General features: G+C 36.2%; 18 protein-coding genes. 2 read left to right on the forward strand and 16 right to left on the reverse strand.

The features are described from left to right. The 4 genes from HCB45_RS07360 to mdrL all read right to left on the reverse strand — a co-directional run. Positions 1-478 (reverse strand): P-loop NTPase family protein (locus tag HCB45_RS07360; RefSeq protein ID WP_185619452.1); only part of this gene is annotated, 478 nt, incomplete at its 3' end. A 6-nt stretch (positions 479-484) separates the two neighbouring features. Further along, positions 485-724 carry a helix-turn-helix domain-containing protein gene (locus HCB45_RS07365; protein ID WP_185607745.1) on the reverse strand — a complete coding sequence of 80 codons (240 nt, stop codon included), beginning with the start codon at positions 722-724 and terminating at the stop codon, positions 485-487. 15 nt (positions 725-739) lie between these two features. Continuing rightward, a complete protein-coding gene (locus HCB45_RS07370; protein WP_185607744.1) occupies positions 740-1,288 on the reverse strand; it encodes a DUF2975 domain-containing protein in 549 nt (182 codons plus the stop codon). A gap of 132 nt (positions 1,289-1,420) precedes the next feature. Beyond that, positions 1,421-2,614, reverse strand: coding sequence for a multidrug efflux MFS transporter MdrL (gene mdrL / locus HCB45_RS07375; RefSeq protein ID WP_185619454.1), 1,194 nt, complete (start codon positions 2,612-2,614; stop codon positions 1,421-1,423). 167 nt (positions 2,615-2,781) lie between these two features. Here mdrL and HCB45_RS07380 point away from each other — a divergent pair, with 167 nt between their 5' ends. Beyond that, complete coding sequence (locus HCB45_RS07380; RefSeq protein ID WP_185318733.1) at positions 2,782-3,312, forward strand: helix-turn-helix transcriptional regulator; 531 nt, start codon at positions 2,782-2,784, stop codon at positions 3,310-3,312. Positions 3,313-3,345: 33 nt separating this feature from the next. Here HCB45_RS07380 and pflA read toward each other — a convergent pair whose 3' ends face one another. From pflA to HCB45_RS07435, 11 genes are all read right to left on the reverse strand, one after another. Continuing rightward, complete coding sequence (gene pflA, locus HCB45_RS07385) at positions 3,346-4,092, reverse strand: pyruvate formate-lyase-activating protein (RefSeq protein WP_185619456.1); 747 nt, start codon at positions 4,090-4,092, stop codon at positions 3,346-3,348. A 77-nt stretch (positions 4,093-4,169) separates the two neighbouring features. After that, on the reverse strand, positions 4,170-6,401 hold the full coding sequence (gene pflB / locus HCB45_RS07390; protein WP_185318731.1) for a formate C-acetyltransferase: 2,232 nt from the start codon (positions 6,399-6,401) through the stop codon (positions 4,170-4,172). A 426-nt stretch (positions 6,402-6,827) separates the two neighbouring features. Further along, positions 6,828-7,376, reverse strand: coding sequence for a glycerol-3-phosphate responsive antiterminator (locus HCB45_RS07395; RefSeq protein WP_185318730.1), 549 nt, complete (start codon positions 7,374-7,376; stop codon positions 6,828-6,830). 16 nt (positions 7,377-7,392) lie between these two features. Then, positions 7,393-9,204, reverse strand: coding sequence for a DNA mismatch repair endonuclease MutL (gene mutL, locus HCB45_RS07400; protein ID WP_185619458.1), 1,812 nt, complete (start codon positions 9,202-9,204; stop codon positions 7,393-7,395). 20 nt (positions 9,205-9,224) lie between these two features. Further along, on the reverse strand, positions 9,225-11,807 hold the full coding sequence (gene mutS / locus HCB45_RS07405) for a DNA mismatch repair protein MutS (RefSeq protein WP_185619460.1): 2,583 nt from the start codon (positions 11,805-11,807) through the stop codon (positions 9,225-9,227). A gap of 109 nt (positions 11,808-11,916) precedes the next feature. Beyond that, positions 11,917-12,279, reverse strand: a complete 363-nt coding sequence (locus HCB45_RS07410) for a YlbF/YmcA family competence regulator (RefSeq protein WP_003744056.1) — start codon at positions 12,277-12,279, stop codon at positions 11,917-11,919. Between the two features lie 16 nt (positions 12,280-12,295). Further along, positions 12,296-13,099, reverse strand: a complete 804-nt coding sequence (locus HCB45_RS07415; protein WP_185323722.1) for a TIGR00282 family metallophosphoesterase — start codon at positions 13,097-13,099, stop codon at positions 12,296-12,298. 4 nt (positions 13,100-13,103) lie between these two features. Next, positions 13,104-13,601 carry a GNAT family N-acetyltransferase gene (locus HCB45_RS07420; protein WP_185619462.1) on the reverse strand — a complete coding sequence of 166 codons (498 nt, stop codon included), beginning with the start codon at positions 13,599-13,601 and terminating at the stop codon, positions 13,104-13,106. Positions 13,602-13,715: 114 nt separating this feature from the next. Further along, the gene (gene rny, locus HCB45_RS07425) at positions 13,716-15,278 is read right to left on the reverse strand and encodes a ribonuclease Y (RefSeq protein ID WP_003721904.1); all 1,563 of its coding nucleotides are present in this window, start codon (positions 15,276-15,278) and stop codon (positions 13,716-13,718) included. Between the two features lie 301 nt (positions 15,279-15,579). Further along, a complete protein-coding gene (gene recA, locus HCB45_RS07430; RefSeq protein ID WP_003766841.1) occupies positions 15,580-16,626 on the reverse strand; it encodes a recombinase RecA in 1,047 nt (348 codons plus the stop codon). A gap of 266 nt (positions 16,627-16,892) precedes the next feature. Further along, positions 16,893-18,140, reverse strand: coding sequence for a competence/damage-inducible protein A (locus tag HCB45_RS07435; protein ID WP_185318725.1), 1,248 nt, complete (start codon positions 18,138-18,140; stop codon positions 16,893-16,895). Positions 18,141-18,550: 410 nt separating this feature from the next. Here HCB45_RS07435 and HCB45_RS07440 point away from each other — a divergent pair, with 410 nt between their 5' ends. Beyond that, positions 18,551-18,877, forward strand: coding sequence for a hypothetical protein (locus HCB45_RS07440; RefSeq protein ID WP_185318724.1), 327 nt, complete (start codon positions 18,551-18,553; stop codon positions 18,875-18,877). A 176-nt stretch (positions 18,878-19,053) separates the two neighbouring features. Here HCB45_RS07440 and pgsA read toward each other — a convergent pair whose 3' ends face one another. Next, the gene (gene pgsA, locus HCB45_RS07445) at positions 19,054-19,632 is read right to left on the reverse strand and encodes a CDP-diacylglycerol--glycerol-3-phosphate 3-phosphatidyltransferase (RefSeq protein ID WP_185318723.1); all 579 of its coding nucleotides are present in this window, start codon (positions 19,630-19,632) and stop codon (positions 19,054-19,056) included. Positions 19,633-19,718: the final 86 nt, after the last annotated feature.

Below are 19,718 nucleotides of genomic sequence, written 5' to 3' on the forward strand. Positions count from 1 at the left end.
ATACATTTGCTAATAATTCTTTCGTTTGTTTACCAGAACGCTTATTATACTGCAAAGCATAAATTAAAAATGAAAAACTTAACTTTTCGTCGCAACCTGCAGTTATATCAGGACGCGTACTAAACATGTATTTAAAGCGTCTTTTGATTATATTTGCTACACATACTAATAACGGAATTTTAATCCAAATAACTAAGTCAGTGTCTTCCAGTCTTTTACTAAGGTTAAAAAAATAGTCTCCATCGATGATATACGGCTTTTTTGAACTCATTATTTCATTTACTTTCTTTTCGAATTCCAATTCAGATATATGATTCCAATTTTCTTGCCAAAAAATCTTATCAAGATGACATACTTCAAAGTCATATTTTTCGCCAATTTTTGCTGCGAAAGTTGATTTTCCAGCGCCATTTGGACCGATTACTAATACTTTGTTCTTGTTTACCAACACGGCTTCTAGTTGATTGTTATGCTTCATAGTTGTTCATCCTCCGCTTTTTAGTTTATTTTCAGGCGTATCATCAGCCACATACTCTAATATATCACCAGGCTGGCAATTTAATGCTTTACAGATTTCATTTAACGTGGAAAATCGTATCGCACTTACTTTGCCAGTCTTGATTTTAGATAAGTTAACATTAGCAATTCCGACTTCTTCGGACAGCTGGTTTAAAGATATTTTACGGTCAGCCATTATACGATCTAACCTCAATACAATTGCCATCGTTTTTCGCTCCATTCATAAAGTTTCGTCAGATTCTTTTTGCAAAGCTGCACCATAACGAAATATTTCAGTCAAACAATAAAAAATAATTGCAAAGAAAAATGCCATGTCTAGTCCTAAATGAATACTATAACCTGGGATTAAAATTGTATGCAAAACTGAGTATACAATTTGCGGACCTAACGCATAAACGAGCATTAATTGTGCAATTCTATGTAACCTTTTGATTTCAACATCAGCAAAAGGTGTAAATTCAACTGCTAAATCTTGAAAAATGGTACTAGCAATCCATAGCATCCAAGCGATTAAAATAGCCGAAAGAACTGAAATACCAACTGTGAGCCACTCTTCCGTTTGAATATATTGGGAAATGTCATTACCTGCAAAATATTCAGTATTAAAATTTAAAATAGTGTTTAATTCCATCTTATTTATACTGATATTATTACTATTAAGCAACTTCATCACAATAGCTAAAGCGGCTACCAGAATCGCGCCTACAGACAGAATCTTAAGGGTAATATGTAGAAAATAACTCATTTTTTGCAATCGTTTTAGTTTCATGTAAATCTCCCCCTTTTTTCTCGATTATACATAACAGAGCGATAGTATGTCAATAATTATTTAATGATAAACGTTAAATAATTAATAACTAGCATAAAAAAAGACTGAACAAAATTGCTCAGTCTTTCATTTTTATTCACTTTTTATTGAAGTAGATTGTTGAAGTGCAAAATGTGCCGGTTTTAATTTAATAAAAAGTAGTCCCATACCAGCTAAACAAATGACACTGGCTACAATAAATGGCATTTTCATACCAAATGCTTCGCTAAGTAAGCCGGAACAAAGTGGTGCAAATGCTGCTCCTAACCAACGTACAAAGTTATATGCCCCACTAGTGACACTTCTTGCATACGGCGAGTGCTCCATCACAGTTGTTGTAAACAAGGCGTTATTTATGCCTAAGATTAAGCCGGAAATAACTATTAAACCAATATCAATGGCTGTATTATCAATAAATCCGAGTAATGCTAAGATAACAGCACACGCAAGTAACGATCCCTTTAATATTTGTTTACTATTAAAACGAAATTCTAATGCATGAGAAACTTTTGCAGAACCAAGAGCTAAGCATAGTCCCCAAGCAAAAAATACAAAACCGATTTGAATCGCTGATAAACCAAGAATGAGTGGTGAATAAGCTAAAATAGTGAAGAAGCAATAATAATAAAACATGCCACTAAATGCGATTTGTAGAAACGGGCGATATTTAAACAAATGTAACATCTGTTTGATAGCCATTTCATTTTTTTCAGTAGGTGCTTGAACAACTTTCTTCGGTTCTTTTACTTTGAATAAAATCAGTAAAAATGCGATAAAAATTAAGCAAGCTGTAGCAAAGAATGGATAGCGCCACGAAACATTTCCTAAAATTCCTCCTAATAAAGGTCCAAATGCCATTCCAAGACCCATAGAAGCTTCATAAATCCCAATCGCATGTCCTGGGGTCTCTGATAAAGCAATTAACATTGTCATCGCTGTAGCCATGAACATTGAATTACCAAAACCCCAGCCAGCACGAAAAATAGATAAAGCGCCAATTGTATCTGATAAACCACATAATAATGCAAAAATAGTTACGATAAATAGTCCGATAACGATTAATTTTTTGTCACCCAATTTACCTGCGACAATACCGATTGGAATCATCATAATCGCCATTGTAAAAATATAAGCAGTGAATAACATTTCAACTTGTGAATGGGATGCGCCAATACTTTCTGCAATAGAAGGTAAAAGTGGATCCACAACCCCAATCCCCATAAAAGCAAGCAAACTAGCTGCTGCTGTTATCCATTTCCCCGTGTTCATTTCCTTGTCTGTCATCATAATACAACTACACTTCCCTTTCCAAAATAAAACTCAACTATTATATTACGCTTGATAAATACCAATGTCAATATTTACATATATAATTTATTACATATATAAATATTTTACTTATTGATGTTTATCGCTTACAATAAGGTTAAATAGAATTTTAGAGGTGCTACTGTATGATACCAAATGTCTTAGAATATACTTTATTGCAAATGATTGCTCGTGAAGCCTCTAGCGGTTATGAACTAGCAAACCGGCTTCGGATTATGCAAAATACGCATCACAGCCAAATTTATCCTTCTTTATCTAAATTAGAAAAGGCTGGTTTTTTAGTTGTTCATAAGCATTCTCAAGATAAAAAGCCTGATAAAAAAGTTTATACCATCACACAATCCGGCTTAGATTCTCTGCTCGAATGGTCCGAAACGCCACTTAAAATTCCTGTTACAAGGGATGAATTTACAACAAAAGTGCAACTCGATTGGTTAAATAATGCCAGAACCAAAGGACTTATTGAAGAACGAGAAAGCTATTTAAAAGAACAATTAGGTTTAATTGAAGAAACACTAGATCATTTCGTTAATTTATTTGATTTAAAAACCAAACAAGACAAGCTAAAAAACATGTCTTATCAGGTCTATGCAAGACGATTAGATTTAATTCAAACCGAATTAAATTGGTGCGAAGAAATGTATAAAATATTATAAAAAACCGGCGAACTTAGTATTCGCCGGTTTTTACTATTTATAACTACTAGTTTCTAAGATTTTATTAGCCATCGCTACCACTTCTTCTTCTGGAGCTTCGATGCCTTCTAATGGGTAACGAATGCCCATTTCTTTCCACTTGTAAACGCCCATCGTATGGTATGGAAGTACATCCACTTGTTTTACATTTGGAAGAGTTTGAATAAATTCGTGTAGCTTTGTTAAATCTTCTGGATCATCTGTTTTAGTTGGAATTAGCACGTGTCTAATCCAAATTGGTTGCTCTTTATCTCGTAAATAGTGAGCAAAATCGATAATTGGTGCGTTGGATTTCGTAGTTAGTTTTAAATGTTTTTCTGGATTGATTTGTTTAATATCAAGTAAAATCAAATCTGTTACTTCCATCAAACGATCCAATTTCTCGATAAACTCCGGATCACGAGTGAAACAGCCACCACAAGAGTCGATAGTTGTATGCACTCCTGCTGCTTTACATAACGTGAAAAAATCGATTAGGAAATCTACTTGAAGTAATGGTTCACCGCCACTAACTGTAACACCACCACCTGATGCATCCCAAAACTCTTTATACTTAATCGCTTCGTTAAATACATCTTGGGCTGAGCGTTCTGTGCCTGTACCAATTTTCCAAGTATCAGGATTATGACAAAATTGACAACGAAGTAAACACCCCTGCATAAAAACAATAAAGCGGATACCTGGACCGTCTACTGTTCCCATTGTTTCTACTGAATGAACTCTTCCTAAAACCTCTGTCATAATTCTCCTCTTCCTTTCCTAAATAACAAGGATTGCTACTGGTGAGCAATCCTTGTCGAAGCGTTCTCGCCTAATTATTACATGGATTCGTGCATTGTACGGTGAATAACGTCTAATTGTTGTTCACGAGTTAGTTTGATAAAGTTAACGGCATATCCAGAAACACGGATAGTTAGTTGAGGGTATTCTTCTGGATGATCCATCGCATCAAGTAATGTATCACGATTGAATACATTGATGTTTAAGTGATGTCCCATTTTTGTGGAATAACCATCCAGCATTGCAACTAAGTTATTGATTTGTGATTCATCTTCGCGACCTAAAGCTTTAGGTACGATAGAGAATGTGTTAGAAATACCATCTTGACCATATTCGTAAGGAAGTTTAGCTACAGAAGATAGAGAAGCTAAAGCACCTTTAGTATCGCGGCCATGCATTGGATTCGCACCTGGTGCAAATGGTTCGCCTGCGCGACGTCCGTCTGGTGTGTTACCAGTTTTCTTACCATAAACCACGTTGGATGTGATTGTAAGAACAGAAGTTGTGTGTACTGCATCACGGTAAGTTTTATGTTTTCTAACTTTTGTCATAAATGTTTTTAGAAGTTCAACTGCAATCTCATCTACACGGTCATCATTGTTTCCGTATTTAGGATATTCGCCTTCGATTTCATAATCAACCACGATACCGTCTTCGTCACGAATTGGACGAACAGTAGCATATTTAATAGCAGATAAGGAGTCAGCTGCAACGGAAAGTCCAGCAATACCAGTTGCCATTGTACGTAATACTTCTGTATCATGTAAAGCCATTTCAATACGTTCGTAAGCATATTTATCATGCATATAATGAATAACATTTAGTGTGTTAAGGTAAAGTTCTGCAATCCATTCCATCATTGCATCATATTTTTCCATTACTTCTTTGTAATCTAATACGTCGCCTTCCACTGGACGATAAGCAGGTCCAACTTGTGCTTTAGATTTTTCATCGACACCACCATTGATTGCATAAAGAAGTGTTTTAGCAAGGTTGGCACGAGCACCAAAGAATTGCATTTGTTTACCTACACGCATTGCGGATACACAACATGCGATTGCATAGTCGTCTCCCCATTTAGGGCGCATAACATCGTCATTTTCATATTGAATAGCAGATGTTTTGATAGACATTTTTGCACAGAATTTCTTAAATCCTGATGGCAAATGAGTGGACCAAAGTACAGTTAAGTTTGGTTCTGGAGCAGGTCCTAAGTTATCTAATGTGTGTAAGAAACGGAAGGAGTTTTTCGTTACAAGTGGAACGCCTTCTTCTGTAATACCACCGATGGATTCAGTAACCCAAGTTGGATCTCCGGAGAATAATTCATTGTAATCTGGTGTACGAGCAAATTTTACTAGACGTAATTTCATGATGAAGTGGTCAACAATTTCTTGTGCTTCTTCTTCTGTAATTAAGCCATTGCGTAAATCACGTTCTACATAAATATCAAGGAATGTAGATGTACGTCCTAAGCTCATTGCCGCACCATTTTGTTCTTTAATTGCTGCTAAGTAACCAAGGTATAACCATTGGAATGCTTCTTGAGCAGTTTTAGCTGGACGCCCAAGATCGAAACCATGTTTTTCGCCTAGTACTTTTAATTCACCTAGAGCACGGATTTGTTCGTTAAGTTCTTCACGTTGACGAATAACATCATCACTCATAGTACGTAAACCTGTGTTATTTAAATCTTGTTTCTTTTGATTAATTAAGAAGTCAACTCCGTAAAGTGCAACACGACGGTAGTCACCAATAATACGTCCACGACCATAAGCATCTGGAAGACCAGTGATTACGCCTGATTTACGAGCCGCACGCATTTCTGCTGTGTAAGCATCGAATACACCTTGGTTATGCGTTTTGCGGTATTCAGAAAAAATATGGCTAATTTCCTCATCCACTTTAAAACCATAAGATTCAGCTGCAACTTCTGCCATACGGATTCCACCAAATGGTTGTAAAGCGCGTTTGAAAGGTACATCCGTTTGAACACCAACAACTTTTTCTAAGTCTTTGTTTAAATACCCTGGGTCATGTGAAGTGATAGTAGAAACGATTTTGGTATCCATATCCAGTACGCCACCGTTTTCACGTTCTTTTTTAGTTAGGTCCATTACTTGATCCCAAAGTTTTGTAGTTGCTTCGGTTGGGCCAACTAAGAATGTGTCGTCACCGTCATATAAGCGATAGTTTTTTAAGATAAAGTCACGTACATCTACTTCTTGTTGCCAGTTACCACCTGCGAATTCATACCATTGTTCAGTCATCATATAACCTCCATTTATTGTTCAATCTCGAGCGTGCTTTTTTGAGCAAACTAATTTACAAATAATCTACACTGTTATCATAACATATTCTCCAAAAAATGCTACAGTTTTGTGCAATATTTTTCAAACTTTTTTATGAATTTTTTGTGTCATCCCCTTTCAAAATCGCCAAAATTCCTTTTATAATGCGGATTAGCCACTTTATCATTATTCTAATTTTATTTTGATTTTAATTCTTTATTTTTACTGTATTACTTCAAATACCGGGTTCTGTTATGGTACAGTTTTAGTTTTAGCTCTTTGTATAAAACAGGTAGAAAACGCTTAATCTATTGCACGCCAATACCTTAACCATTTATATAGCGTTTTCATTGTTTTTCATGAAAATAGCTAAGTCGCTATTAAAACGGCGACTTAGCTATTTTTTTACCATAAATGTTTATTAGATGTTGTAACAGCAATTGCACCACTAGCAATTACTTCATCCACTTGCTTCGTTGTCTCAATTAATCCCCCAGCAATAACCGGAATGTGTAGCTTTTGGGTCATTTTTTTGACTTGTTCTGGAATGACCCCAGGCAAAAGTTCAATGCAATCAGGCTGTACTTTTTGAATTAGAGCCACGCCTTTATTATAAGCGCTAGAATCTATCATAAATAATCGCTGAATGGCAAGCATTTTATGTTGTTTTGCTTTCATAATAGCATTTCCTCTTGTAGAAATAATACCATCTGGGCAAATTTCTTTACATAAGAAATCAATTGCATAGTCATCATTTTTTAAACCATTGACTAAATCAGCGTGTAGCAAAACTTTTTTCCCGCCAGCTTGTGCAAATTTTACTAAAGCTTTAAGCTGAGCAACATGAGTCTCGAGCATCACCATATAAGTCAAATCAAGCTCTAGTATCTTTTCCATGTCTTTTTGATTATGTGCAGCTGGGATGATTGATTGACCAGAAAATGGTAACTCCAATTGTATTCCTCCTCTTTTACATGACACGTTTAAACATTTTTTCGAGTTCGTAAGTTGAATATTGAATAATAACTGGGCGACCATGAGGACAAGTGAATGGATCGCTCGCTTCTCTAAGTGTGTCAAGAAGGGCTTCCATATCTTGCATAGTTAAATAGTGATTAGCTTTTATTGATTTTTTACAACTCATCATAATTGCGGTATCTTCTCTTAATTTATGAATACTTATACTTGGTGCTGATAAGGCTTCATCAATAATTTCGCGAAGCATTTCCTCTTCTTGGTCTTTTGGAAACCATGTTGGATGTGCGCGAATAATAAAGCTATTTTGTCCGAAGTTTTCAAGAAAAACACCAACTTCTTCTAATTTCACTTTTTGTTCTTCAAGTCGAACATATTCGTCTGATGGAAATTCTAACACGATAGGCACGAGTAATTCTTGCAATTCTCGACTTACTTCTCCAATTTTTTCACGATAGAATTCATATTTAATCCGTTCTTGCGCGGCATGTTGATCGATAATATATAGACCATTTTCATTTTGAGCGAAAATATACGTCGCATGCATTTGTCCGATTGGATACATTTTCGGAATGCGTTCTTTTTGATTTTCTACTTGCTCAGGTTGTGTTTCCGGATTATAAGTAGGCATCGTTTCTAAAATAAAGTCATCTTCTTTTGGTACATTTTCATCAGATGCTACGTATTCAGGAATATTTGATTTTGAAAAAAGTGTTGGCGGTTCTTTTGGCTGTCTGTTTTCTTCAAATGACATCTGAATTTGTTCGGATTTTTGCTGTTCTTTTTGTTTTTTCGAAACTTCTCCATCTGGAATTAATTGCAACTGATGAAATGCGTCTTTAATCATCTGACTAATAAGCTGGCCAAGTTCTTTTTCTTTACTTAATCGTACCTCAAGTTTTGCTGGATGAACATTGACATCTACGATAATTGGGTCCATTTCGATTTGCAGAACGATTATTGGAAAACGGCCAATTGGTAAAAGTGTATGATATCCTTCTTGTATTGCTTTTACTAGCGCGAAGTTTTTGATAAAACGGCCATTAATAATCGTTGAAATGTAATTACGGTTGGAACGGTTTACTTCAGGAAGCACAGCATAACCTGAAATTTTAAAATCAAGCGACTCTGCCTTGACTGGAATCGATTTTCTAGCGATAGACACACCATAAATAGCTGCGATTACTTGACGTAAATCACCATTTCCATTTGTTTGGAGCAAAGGTTTCCCGTTGTGCGAAAACCGGAAACTAATATCTGGATGGGCTAAAGCAAGACGATTTAAAATATCGGTTATATTTCCAAGTTCAGTTGGTAAGCTTTTTAAATATTTTAACCTTGCTGGAGTATTAAAGAACAATTGCGATACTTCGATTTGCGTGCCTTTTCTGGCATGACCGCTTTTTTGTTCGATGATTTTTCCGCCTTCAAGGGAGATAGTAGTTCCTTTTGTTTCACCTGTAGAAGTTTCTAAAGTTAAGTGAGATACGGACGCAATACTAGGAAGAGCTTCTCCGCGAAAACCTAAAGTGTGAACACGAAATAAATCCGCTTCGTTTTTAATTTTACTCGTAGCATGACGTAAAAAAGCTGTTGCAACGTCTTCTTCTTCAATACCACTGCCGTTATCAATAATGGTAATCTTATTTAATCCCGCTTCTTCCACCAAAATATCGATTACTGTGCTCCCTGCATCAATCGCATTTTCGACCAATTCTTTAACAACAGAAGCAGGTCGTTCTACTACTTCTCCGGCAGCTATTTTATTGGATAAAGCATCGGTTAATTCTACTATATGTTTAGCCATTTAAATCCCGCCTTTTCTGTTTAATGAATTTTACTTTGGAGTTCGTATAATTTGTTCATCGCATCCATTGGCGTCATCTGCATAATATTCATTGCGGCAATTTCTTTTAATAATTTTGTTTCTTTAGAAGATCCTTTTTTCTCCAGTTCTACCGGGAACATTGATAGTTGCACTTCTTCATGAATTTCTTCTGGTTGTTTATCGTTCGTAATTATTATTTTTTTATCGTTACTTTCTAATTGTTCTAAAATGCAACTTGCTCGTTCAATCAAGGATTTAGGTAGTTCTGCTAACTCAGCAACATGAATACCATAACTTTTATCTGCTGGTCCTTCTTTAATTTTATGAAGGAATACCACTTTTCCATTTTCTTCAACAGCACTCACATGAATGTTTTGTAACCCACTTAATTCTTTCTCAAGATCTGTTAATTCATGGTAATGAGTAGAGAATAGTGTTTTAGCATGAACGTTTTCGTGAATATACTCGATAATTGCCTGAGCAAGCGCCATCCCATCATAAGTAGCAGTTCCACGACCGATTTCATCAAATAAAATCAAACTATCTTTTGTCGCATGGACAATAGCGTTTCTAGCTTCTAGCATTTCTACCATAAAGGTACTTTGACCAGCTATTAAATCGTCCGCTGCCCCTATTCTAGTGAAAATTTGGTCAAAAATTGGCAGAGTTGCTTCTTCGGCAGGAACAAAACATCCAACTTGGGCACATATAGCTGTTAAAGCAACTTGACGCATATACGTACTTTTACCCGACATATTGGGACCAGTTATAAGCAAAATTTCTCTATTTCGATCTAAATCACAATCATTAGCGACATAGCTTTGCGCACCCATTACTTTTTCTACAACAGGATGGCGACCTTGTTTAACATGCAGGGAACCATCTTCACTTAAGGTAGGGCGAATGAAATGGTTTTTCTCACTAATATCTGCAAAACTTTGTAAACAATCGATTTCACTTACTGACTTCGCTAATTTTTGGAGGCGTTCTATGTAGTCTTTTACCATTTCGCGTACTTCTGTAAATAGTTGATATTCTAATTCCATACTTTTTTCTTCTGCATCTAAAATGAGTTTTTCTTTTTCTTTTAGCTCAGGGGTAATATAACGTTCTGCATTGGCCAGTGTTTGTTTGCGTTCATAGCGGCCTTCTGGGAGCAGATGTGTATTCGCCCGGGTAACTTCAATATAGTAGCCAAATACGCGATTAAAGCCTACCTTCATCGTTTTGATGCCAGTTAATTCGCGCTCTTTACGCTCTAATTCTGCAATCCATGTTTTTCCGTTACGGCTAGCATCACGATAAGTATCAAGTTGGCTATTGTAACCGTCTTTTATAATCCCACCTTCGCGAATGGAAATTGGTGCTGCGTCGACTATTGCTTCTTCTAATTTTTCTGTTAGCTCTTCACAGGGATCTAATTGGTTAGCAAGTTCTGTTAAACTCTTACTATGCATTGATAATAAAGTCGCTCGGATACGAGGTATTTGGTATAACGAATTACGTAGTTGAATTAAATCACGCGCATTTACATTCCCATAAGCAACTCGGCCAGCAAGGCGTTCTAAGTCATAAACGTTTTTTAGGTTTTCTACTAATTCAAGACGTTCAAAAAAGTGGGCCATTAATTCACTGACATCATTTTGACGTTCGATAATTTGCTTACGGTCAATTAAAGGACGATCAATCCATTGTTTTAGCATTCTCCCACCCATAGCCGTTTGGGTGTTATCTAATAGCCACAGTAGCGTTCCTTGGCGTCCTTTACCTCGAATGGATTCTGCTAATTCTAAATTACGTTTCGAGTAGTAATCCATTTTCATATAGTTACTAGTTTCATAATGTACAGCTTGTTGCAGGTGACCTAAATCCCGCTTTTGGGTTTCTTTTAAGTAATGAAGTAATTTACCTATAGCTCGCTTTTCTGATAACGACATATGGCGCGTAACTAATTTTTCGTTTTCCGCTGGGATTGTATCTTCTTCATGAACAGAAAAAGTTAGCCCAAGTTGTTCTTTCATCACATCAGAAAGAACTTCTTTTTCTGATTCAGAAACAATTAACTCTCTGGTTGAAAGGGTTGTTAACTCATTAATTAAGCGGTCTTCACTAGCTTCAATTACCGTTGATTTTAATTCGCCAGTAGATAGATCAGAGTAAGCAAAACCGTATTCCTTTCCTTCATAACAGTAAAGTGACGCGATATAGTTATTTTCTTTCGCCTTTAAGCCTCGTTCATCCATGACAGTTCCAGGAGAAATTAACTGTACTACTTCTCGTTTTACCATGCCTTTCGTTGTTTTAGGATCTTCCACTTGCTCACAAATAGCTACTTTATATCCTTTTTCAATTAACGTATCAATGTAGCCGCTCGCTGAATGATAAGGAACTCCGCACATAGGGATTTTCTCTTTTGTTCCACCTTCACGGCCAGTTAATGTAATTTCTAAAATTTGAGAAGCATTCAAGGCATCCTCAAAAAACATTTCATAAAAATCTCCTAAACGGAAAAATAAGAAAGCATCTTGATATTTATCTTTGATTTCCAAGTACTGCTTAATCATCGGTGTATATTCTGTCATTATCTCATCATCCCTTACTTCATTTTCATCCTCTCATTATATCATAAAGTTTCATTTTCCCGCGACCTCAAAAGAAAAAAACTACCAGTAGTTTGGCAGTTTTCAATGGTTAATTTTCTTTTTCAAGCTCCGTTGTTACTTTTGTAGTTATCTCCGTTGTAATAGATTGTAAAAGATCGTTAGCGTCTTCTTGAGCGCGTCTGAATTCTGTTACAATCGGAAGCGAATCTATATCTGCGCGAACATTATCAATTTGATTCTCGGTTTGTTTCATCGCTTCGAGTTTTTGATAATGCTCTAAGTTTACTGCTTCTTTTTGAAGTAGCTTTATTTTAGAAACCTTTGCTGCTACTTTGGAATTCGCATTGATTCTTTCTTCGGCTAGACGGTAGAACGATACTTCTTCCGTTTGTTGCAGCGCATCACGAAGTTCGGTTGCTTTTTTCATAATTTCGTCTTTTGAAACTGTCACAATTACATCTCCATTCTTAATCAAAGGAAAATGGGTGGTCTTCATTGATGAGAATTCGGTCAATTTTTTGTGCTTTTCCGGTTGTTTCGTCTAAAGTGATTAGACAGCCAGATAAGACTGCTCGACCTGTTTTAGGGACTTCAAATCTTGTTGGCAAGGCTGTTTTAAAACGACGAATAACAGCTTCTTTTTCCATTCCAAGGATAGCGTCATATGGTCCTGTCATACCTGTATCGGTTAAATATGCTGTACCTTCTGGAAGAATGCGGTTATCAGAAGTTTGTACATGTGTGTGTGTACCAACTACCGCAGTAACCCGCCCATCTAAATACCAACCCATTGCTTCTTTTTCGCTAGTAGTTTCCGCATGAAAATCGACAAAAATTATATTTGTTCGTTTCTTTGCTTCTTCTATTAATGCGTCCATTTTGCGGAACGGATCGTCTAAATCTGCTAAAAAAGTTCGGCCTTGCATGTTGATAACGGCTATTTCGTGTTGATTACTTTTTACAAAAACCATTCCTGTTCCAGGTGTTGTATCATCTGGGAAGTTTGCTGGGCGAACGAGATATTTAGCATCATCAATAAATTCAAAAATATCACGATTATCCCATGTATGATTACCTAGAGTTACGGCATTTGCACCAAGTTCCAGAAAATCCTTGTAAATCTTTTCTGTGATTCCTCTTCCACTTGCAGCATTTTCTCCATTTATAATCGTGATAGTAGGTTTATATTTTTTCTTTAATTGTGGTAAATATTCTGTAATGGCGTCGCGACCGATTGAGCCAACAACGTCACCAATAAATAATAATTTCATTTCGTTATTCTCCGTTTCTATTACTTCTACGTTCTAATAATGCGACATCTCGAAAAACACCATTCATTTCACCTAGTTTTTCGTGGATGCATAAAGTTTGGAAGCCGTATGTATGATGAAGTGTAATACTTGCTTCATTTTCTGGAAAAATTAAAGATTGCAAAGTCCAGAAGTCGTTTTCTTCACTTGTTTGAATAATTGCTTGCATTAGTGCCTTTCCGATGCCTTTTCCACGAGCACTTTTTGCTATATAAATGCTTAACTCAGCTACCCCGCGATAAGCATGCATACTTGAAAATGGCAACAATGCCGCCCAACCAATCACTTGACCCTCCATTAAAACAACTAAGCGGCAAGTTTTTAAGTACTTCTCATCCCAAACTTCAAAAGATAGCGTCTTTTCTTGAAAAGTAGCGTTTCCAGTCTCTATACCTTCTTGATGCACTCGAGCAACACCAGAATAATGTTCTTTTAGCATCGGCAAAATTTTCCACTCACTCAAAAAATCCGCCTCCCTTTTTTCATCTATCCTTTGATTATACCGTTCTTGATCAAGCTAGGCAACCGATTAAAAAAGATACATCGCAAAATAAATTTGCGATGTATCCTTTAACTATTATTTAGCATATTCAACTGCTCTTGTTTCACGAATGACGGTCACTTTGATATGACCAGGATAATCTAATTCCTCTTCAATTCGTTTTCTTATGTCACGAGCAAGTCGGTAGGAAGAAAGATCATCAATTGTATCTGGTTCAACGATGATGCGTACTTCACGCCCTGCTTGAATAGCATAAGATTTTTCTACACCATCGTAAGACTCAGAAATTTCTTCTAATTTTTCTAGACGACGGATGTAATTTTCAAGCGTTTCACTACGAGCTCCTGGTCTTGCAGCAGAAAGAGCATCTGCTGCTGCAACCAATACTGCGATAACAGAAGTAGCTTCTGTATCGCCATGATGGGAAGCAATACTATTGATTACCACATCATTTTCTTTGTATTTAGTAGCAAGTTCTACGCCGATTTCAACGTGACTTCCTTCAATTTCATGGTCAATTGCTTTTCCAATATCATGAAGTAGTCCGGCCCGTTTAGCAAGCGTAACATCTTCACCTAGTTCTCCTGCTAGAATTCCAGCAAGTTTCGAAACTTCGAGTGAGTGGTTAAGAACGTTTTGTCCATAACTAGTACGGTAACGCAAGCGGCCAAGAATTTTTATCAAATCAGGATGGATGGAATGAATTCCAACTTCAAATGTAGCTTGTTCCCCGACTTCACGAATGTGTTCGTCCACCTCTTTACGGGCTTTGTCCACCATTTCTTCAATTCGAGCTGGATGGATTCTTCCATCTTGAACAAGTTTTTCTAAGGCGATTCTAGCGATTTCACGTCGAATTGGATCAAATCCGGAAAGTATTACTGCTTCCGGGGTATCATCAATTATCAAATCAATCCCTGTTAGCGTTTCTAGCGTACGGATATTACGTCCTTCGCGGCCGATAATCCGTCCTTTCATCTCATCATTTGGTAAGGTAACAACAGATACCGTTGTTTCTGCCACATGATCAGCTGCACAACGCTGGATAGCTAATGAGAGAATATTCTTTGCTTTTTTATCCGACTCTTCCTTGGCCCGGTTTTCTGATTCTTTGACCATGATTGCTGTATCATGTGTTAATTCCTCTTCTACCTGGTTAAGGATGATAGATTTCGCTTCCTCTTTGCTGAGCGCAGAAATTCTTTCAAGTTCTGTCTGCTCCGCTTGAATCATCTCAGCTAGTTTGCTTTCTTTCTCTTCAATTTGTTGTTGACGTTTACTGATACTCTCCTCTTTTCTTTCAAGTGTAGCTTCTCGTTTACTTAAAGAAGTATCTTTACGGTCGAGGTTTTCCTCCCTTTGCAATAAGCGATTTTCTGCTTTCTGTGTCTCTGTTCTTCGCCCACGAAGTTCATTTTCGATTTCAGTACGTAACCTATGATTCTCTTCCTTCGCTTCAAGCAATGCTTCTTTTTTTGTAGTTTCTGCTTCTTTCTTTGCATCTTCTACAATTAATTCAGCAGTCCCCCTTGCAGCAGCCAGTTTTTTCTCTGTACTAGATTTAAAAATTAGAGAACCAACAACTAGACCGACGATTAAGAAAAGCAAACTGGAGATGATCGTGATTGCGATTGTCATCCTTACACCTCCTTTGCTATTCAATTTTCGTTATTGTTATGTCGGTGGCCAAAATTCTGGCACAAGTGTATTTTTCATCAACAACCGAGTGTTAATCTCCCCATTCAGTTGAAGCCGATTTTCAAAGGAAAAAACTTCCCCCTTGTCTCCCAGCAATATAAAATATACAACTTAATTTTATAGGTCAAAGCATACAATGTCAAGAAAAGGAATGAAATGACAGCTTATTTTCCTGAGTTTTTTTAAAATAGTAAAAAATACGTGATAGGAAGTAAATTCCCTATCACGTATTAGCTAGTTATTATTCATCATCAAGTAAACTTAGTGTCTCTTCGTTTTCGTCTAAAGGCTCTTTGTTAGTTCCATCAATTTCGTATTCTTCGCGAACGCGTTTAGAGATTTCGTCTCGGATGTCTGTGTGTTCTTTTAGATATTGTTTCGCATTTTCACGGCCTTGTCCGATACGTTCTTCTTTATAAGAATACCAAGAACCACTCTTGTTGATCACATCAACTTCAGCAGCCATATCAACAAGTTCACCTTCACGTGAAATACCTTCTCCGTACATAATATCCACTTCAGCGATACGGAACGGCGGCGCTACTTTATTTTTTACAACTTTTATTTTTGTTTTGTTACCCATTACATCAGTACCTTGTTTCAATTGTTCAGCACGTCTTACTTCTAAACGAACTGTAGAATAGAATTTAAGGGCACGACCACCAGGAGTGATTTCAGGATTACCAAACATAACACCAACTTTTTCACGAATTTGGTTGATGAAGATTGCAATCGTTTTCGATTTATTAATAACACCTGAAAGTTTTCTTAAAGCTTGGGACATTAAACGTGCTTGTAACCCAACGTGAGCATCTCCCATTTCGCCTTCAATTTCAGCGCGTGGTACAAGAGCTGCAACAGAGTCAATAACCAACATATCAACAGCGCCACTTCTAACTAGTGCTTCAGCGATTTCTAAAGCTTGTTCTCCTGTATCTGGTTGTGATAATAATAGTTCATCAATGTTAACTCCTAGATTCTTTGCATAAGCAGGATCTAAAGCATGCTCAGCGTCAATAAATGCTGCTGTTCCACCTTGCGCTTGGACTTCTGCAATCGCATGTAGTGCAACAGTTGTTTTACCAGAACTCTCAGGTCCGTACACTTCAATAATACGACCCCGCGGATACCCGCCAACTCCTAAAGCAATATCTAATGCTAATGAGCCACTAGAAATAGTAGATATATTTTGGTCTGAATGTTCCCCTAATTTCATAATGGAACCTTTACCGAATTGTTTTTCAATTTGTTTTAATGCTTGGTCTAATGCCGCTTGACGATCATTCACGTTGTTGCCTCCTTCATAATATTCTAATAGCTGTTTTTTTGCTTCTTCTCTCTTAAAAACAGTCAGAATCTTTTCCTAGAATTACTATAACGCATTTCAAAGCAAGAAGCAAGCAAAAAGCGAACGTTTATTCGTATTTTTTATTTTGTGTAAGCACCGGCTGCTTTCTTCCTCATTATAACGGGATTCTAAGCGTTCGTCTAATACTTTTTTATCGCTTATTTATATATTTTAAAGCTACTTTTTTTATTTTCTATAAAGGAAAACTATCTATTTGTATCTAAAAATTGCTTAATCAATTGAAAGCCTTGTTTTACAGCACGGCGACGGTTGTGGTTTCGATCTCTACCATAAACAAACTGATAAGCTTCTGTTTCAAAACCAGCTACATGTAAACCAATCCAAATAGTTCCAGCCGGATGGTCTTCTAAGCTATCTGGGCCTGCAACACCGGTAAAACTAATACCTATATCAGTGTTACAAAGTCTACTGACATTATTCGCCATTTCTTTTGCACATTCTGCACTTACGACTCCGTTTTCTTTTATTATTTGAGGTGAGACTTCAAGAATAGATTGTTTTGTCTCTTCGCTGTATGTAACCATACCACCTTTAAAAATTTTAGAAATACCAGGAAAACGGGCAATTTCTGCTTGGAATAATCCAGCTGTAAAACTTTCAGCAGCGGAAATAGTAATATTTTTTTCAAGCAGCATAGCTGTTACTAATTCTGGTAAAGAAACTTCGCCATAACCGTATAAAAAAGCCCCGTCTCTGCGTAAAATTTCTTGTTCCGTTTCATTCACAAGGGCACTTGCTTCCTCTTTAGTCTTTGCAGTAGCTGTAATCCGCACAACTACTTCATTATCACCTGCATACGTAGCAATAGTAGGATTTACTTGAGCTAAAATCATATCGTTTAAATCTGCTGCTAGTTGCGATTCTCCAATACCGAAAAAGCGCATTATTTTAGACTCTAAAATATTTTTTTCAGCACTATCATTTGCGAGTAAAGGTTCAGCGTAACTCGAAAACATCGGTTTCATTTCTGAAGGTGGACCTGGAAGTAAGATATATGTATGCTTATTTTCTTTTAAGAACATTCCTGCAGCGAAACCATAATCATTATTTAATACAGTGGATCCTTCAATAATTACAGCCTGCAATTTATTATTTTCAGTCATTGTTCTATTTCTTGAAGCAAAATAATCCGTGATTTTGTTCATATGAAACGCATCTTCTACTAAGTTTTTCTGTAGATGTTCTGCTAAAATTTGTTTCGTAATATCGTCTTCTGTAGGACCTAATCCACCCGTGAAAATGAGAATATCACTGCGTTTTTCAGCAATTTCTATCACATCTTTTAAACGTTTAGGGTTGTCACCAACAACAGTGTGATGGTAGACATAAATCCCGTTAGCTGCTAACTCTTCTGAAATAAAAGCAGCATTAGAGTTCACGATTTGTCCTAGTAATAGTTCTGTTCCTACTGCAATAATTTCCGCGCTTGCCATCTTAATTCATCTCCAATTCGATTTTTTGTGTAGAAAAAAAGCACACAATTCGAGTACCTCTTTTTTCATATCAAACTTGTGGCTTAATAAAGCCAACAATATAGTACTTCTAACCTGACAATTGATGCGGATAAATAAATGAATCAGCTACGTACGAGAAGCTGAAACGCCCATATAACAAGTTTTTCTTACCTTCATTCTACCACTTAGAGCTAGCACAAAGTCAAGCAGTTTGCGATGGGGTATTAAACAAATACATATGCCAATATATAATACTATGCTACTATTAATTTATGAAAACTTAATCATATTGAAGGAGAACGATTATCTATTTTTGTACAAACGTAATGTTTTATAATAAATAATTCAAACTTTTATAGTTATTTTATTAGATCATTTAGGAGGAAGTCATGGATACTAAAAATCATATAGACGCCACCCTTATTTTTTTAGATTCAATAAAAGAGAGACCTGGTATGTATCTTAGCAATTATAATGTTTTTTCAAATGTTTCAGATTTTATTAATGGTTATATTTTGGCATTATATAGTATTGATAATAAAATATTTAATCTAAAAAACATCTCATTATGGTATGGTAGAAATTATTATCCGCAAGCCACAAATATTATCATATCCTCCAATATTCAAAATAAATACCCCACTAAAAATGATAATGAATTGATAGAAATATATATTGATTATCTAGTTGAATATTTTAACTCATTTAAAAAATAGCTCAATTGCACTCAACATTTACCAACCAAATAAAGAACCAAGTATTTCAAAAGTTGAAATACTTGGTTCTTTGTATGGTGTATATTTTCTCAGTAAGGTTCGTATATTGTTCATACTATATGGTCTACGCCAGTAATCGGCTTTATCAGTATCTTAAAGAAGGTATGCTTTCTTATTTACATAGAGCCTTTAAATACTCCACGATTTTTGTAGAAATAGTCTATTCCAGACCATACTGCAAAAAATGCACATACATATAAGAAAATTAAGTCGACGCGGATACCTGTCCAAGCAAATGGGAAATTATTTAATAACATAAGTGGAATTGCAATCATTTGTGTGAATGTTTTAATTTTCCCAAGTTGACCAGCTGCTAAAACTTCGCCACCTTCCACAAGAAGTAGACGCAGACCTGTTACAGCAAGTTCGCGACTGATGATTAAAATAACCACCCAAGATGGGGCAATATGCATTTCTACAAGAATAATAAATGCAGCTGCTACAAGTAGTTTATCTGCCATCGGATCTGCAAATTTACCGAAGTTTGTAATTAAATTATATTTACGTGCTAGATATCCATCGAACCAATCTGTAAGGGCAGCTACGATGAAAATAATAGTGGCTACTAAACTTGTAACCGGAATGGTCGAATCAAGCCAGGAGACACTTCCCCAGTCAAATGGCACAACACATAGAATGACAAAAATTGGTATCATAAAAATACGGATAACCGTTAATTTATTTGGTAAATTCATCTTTTTCTCCCCTTTTTACATTTAAATAGTATGTAATGATAAAAATGTTGGCGAAACCTAATGAGTAGATTTCGCCATATAAAACA

Source organism: Listeria farberi (assembly GCF_014229245.1).
Taxonomy (GTDB): Bacteria; Bacillota; Bacilli; order Lactobacillales; family Listeriaceae; genus Listeria; species Listeria farberi.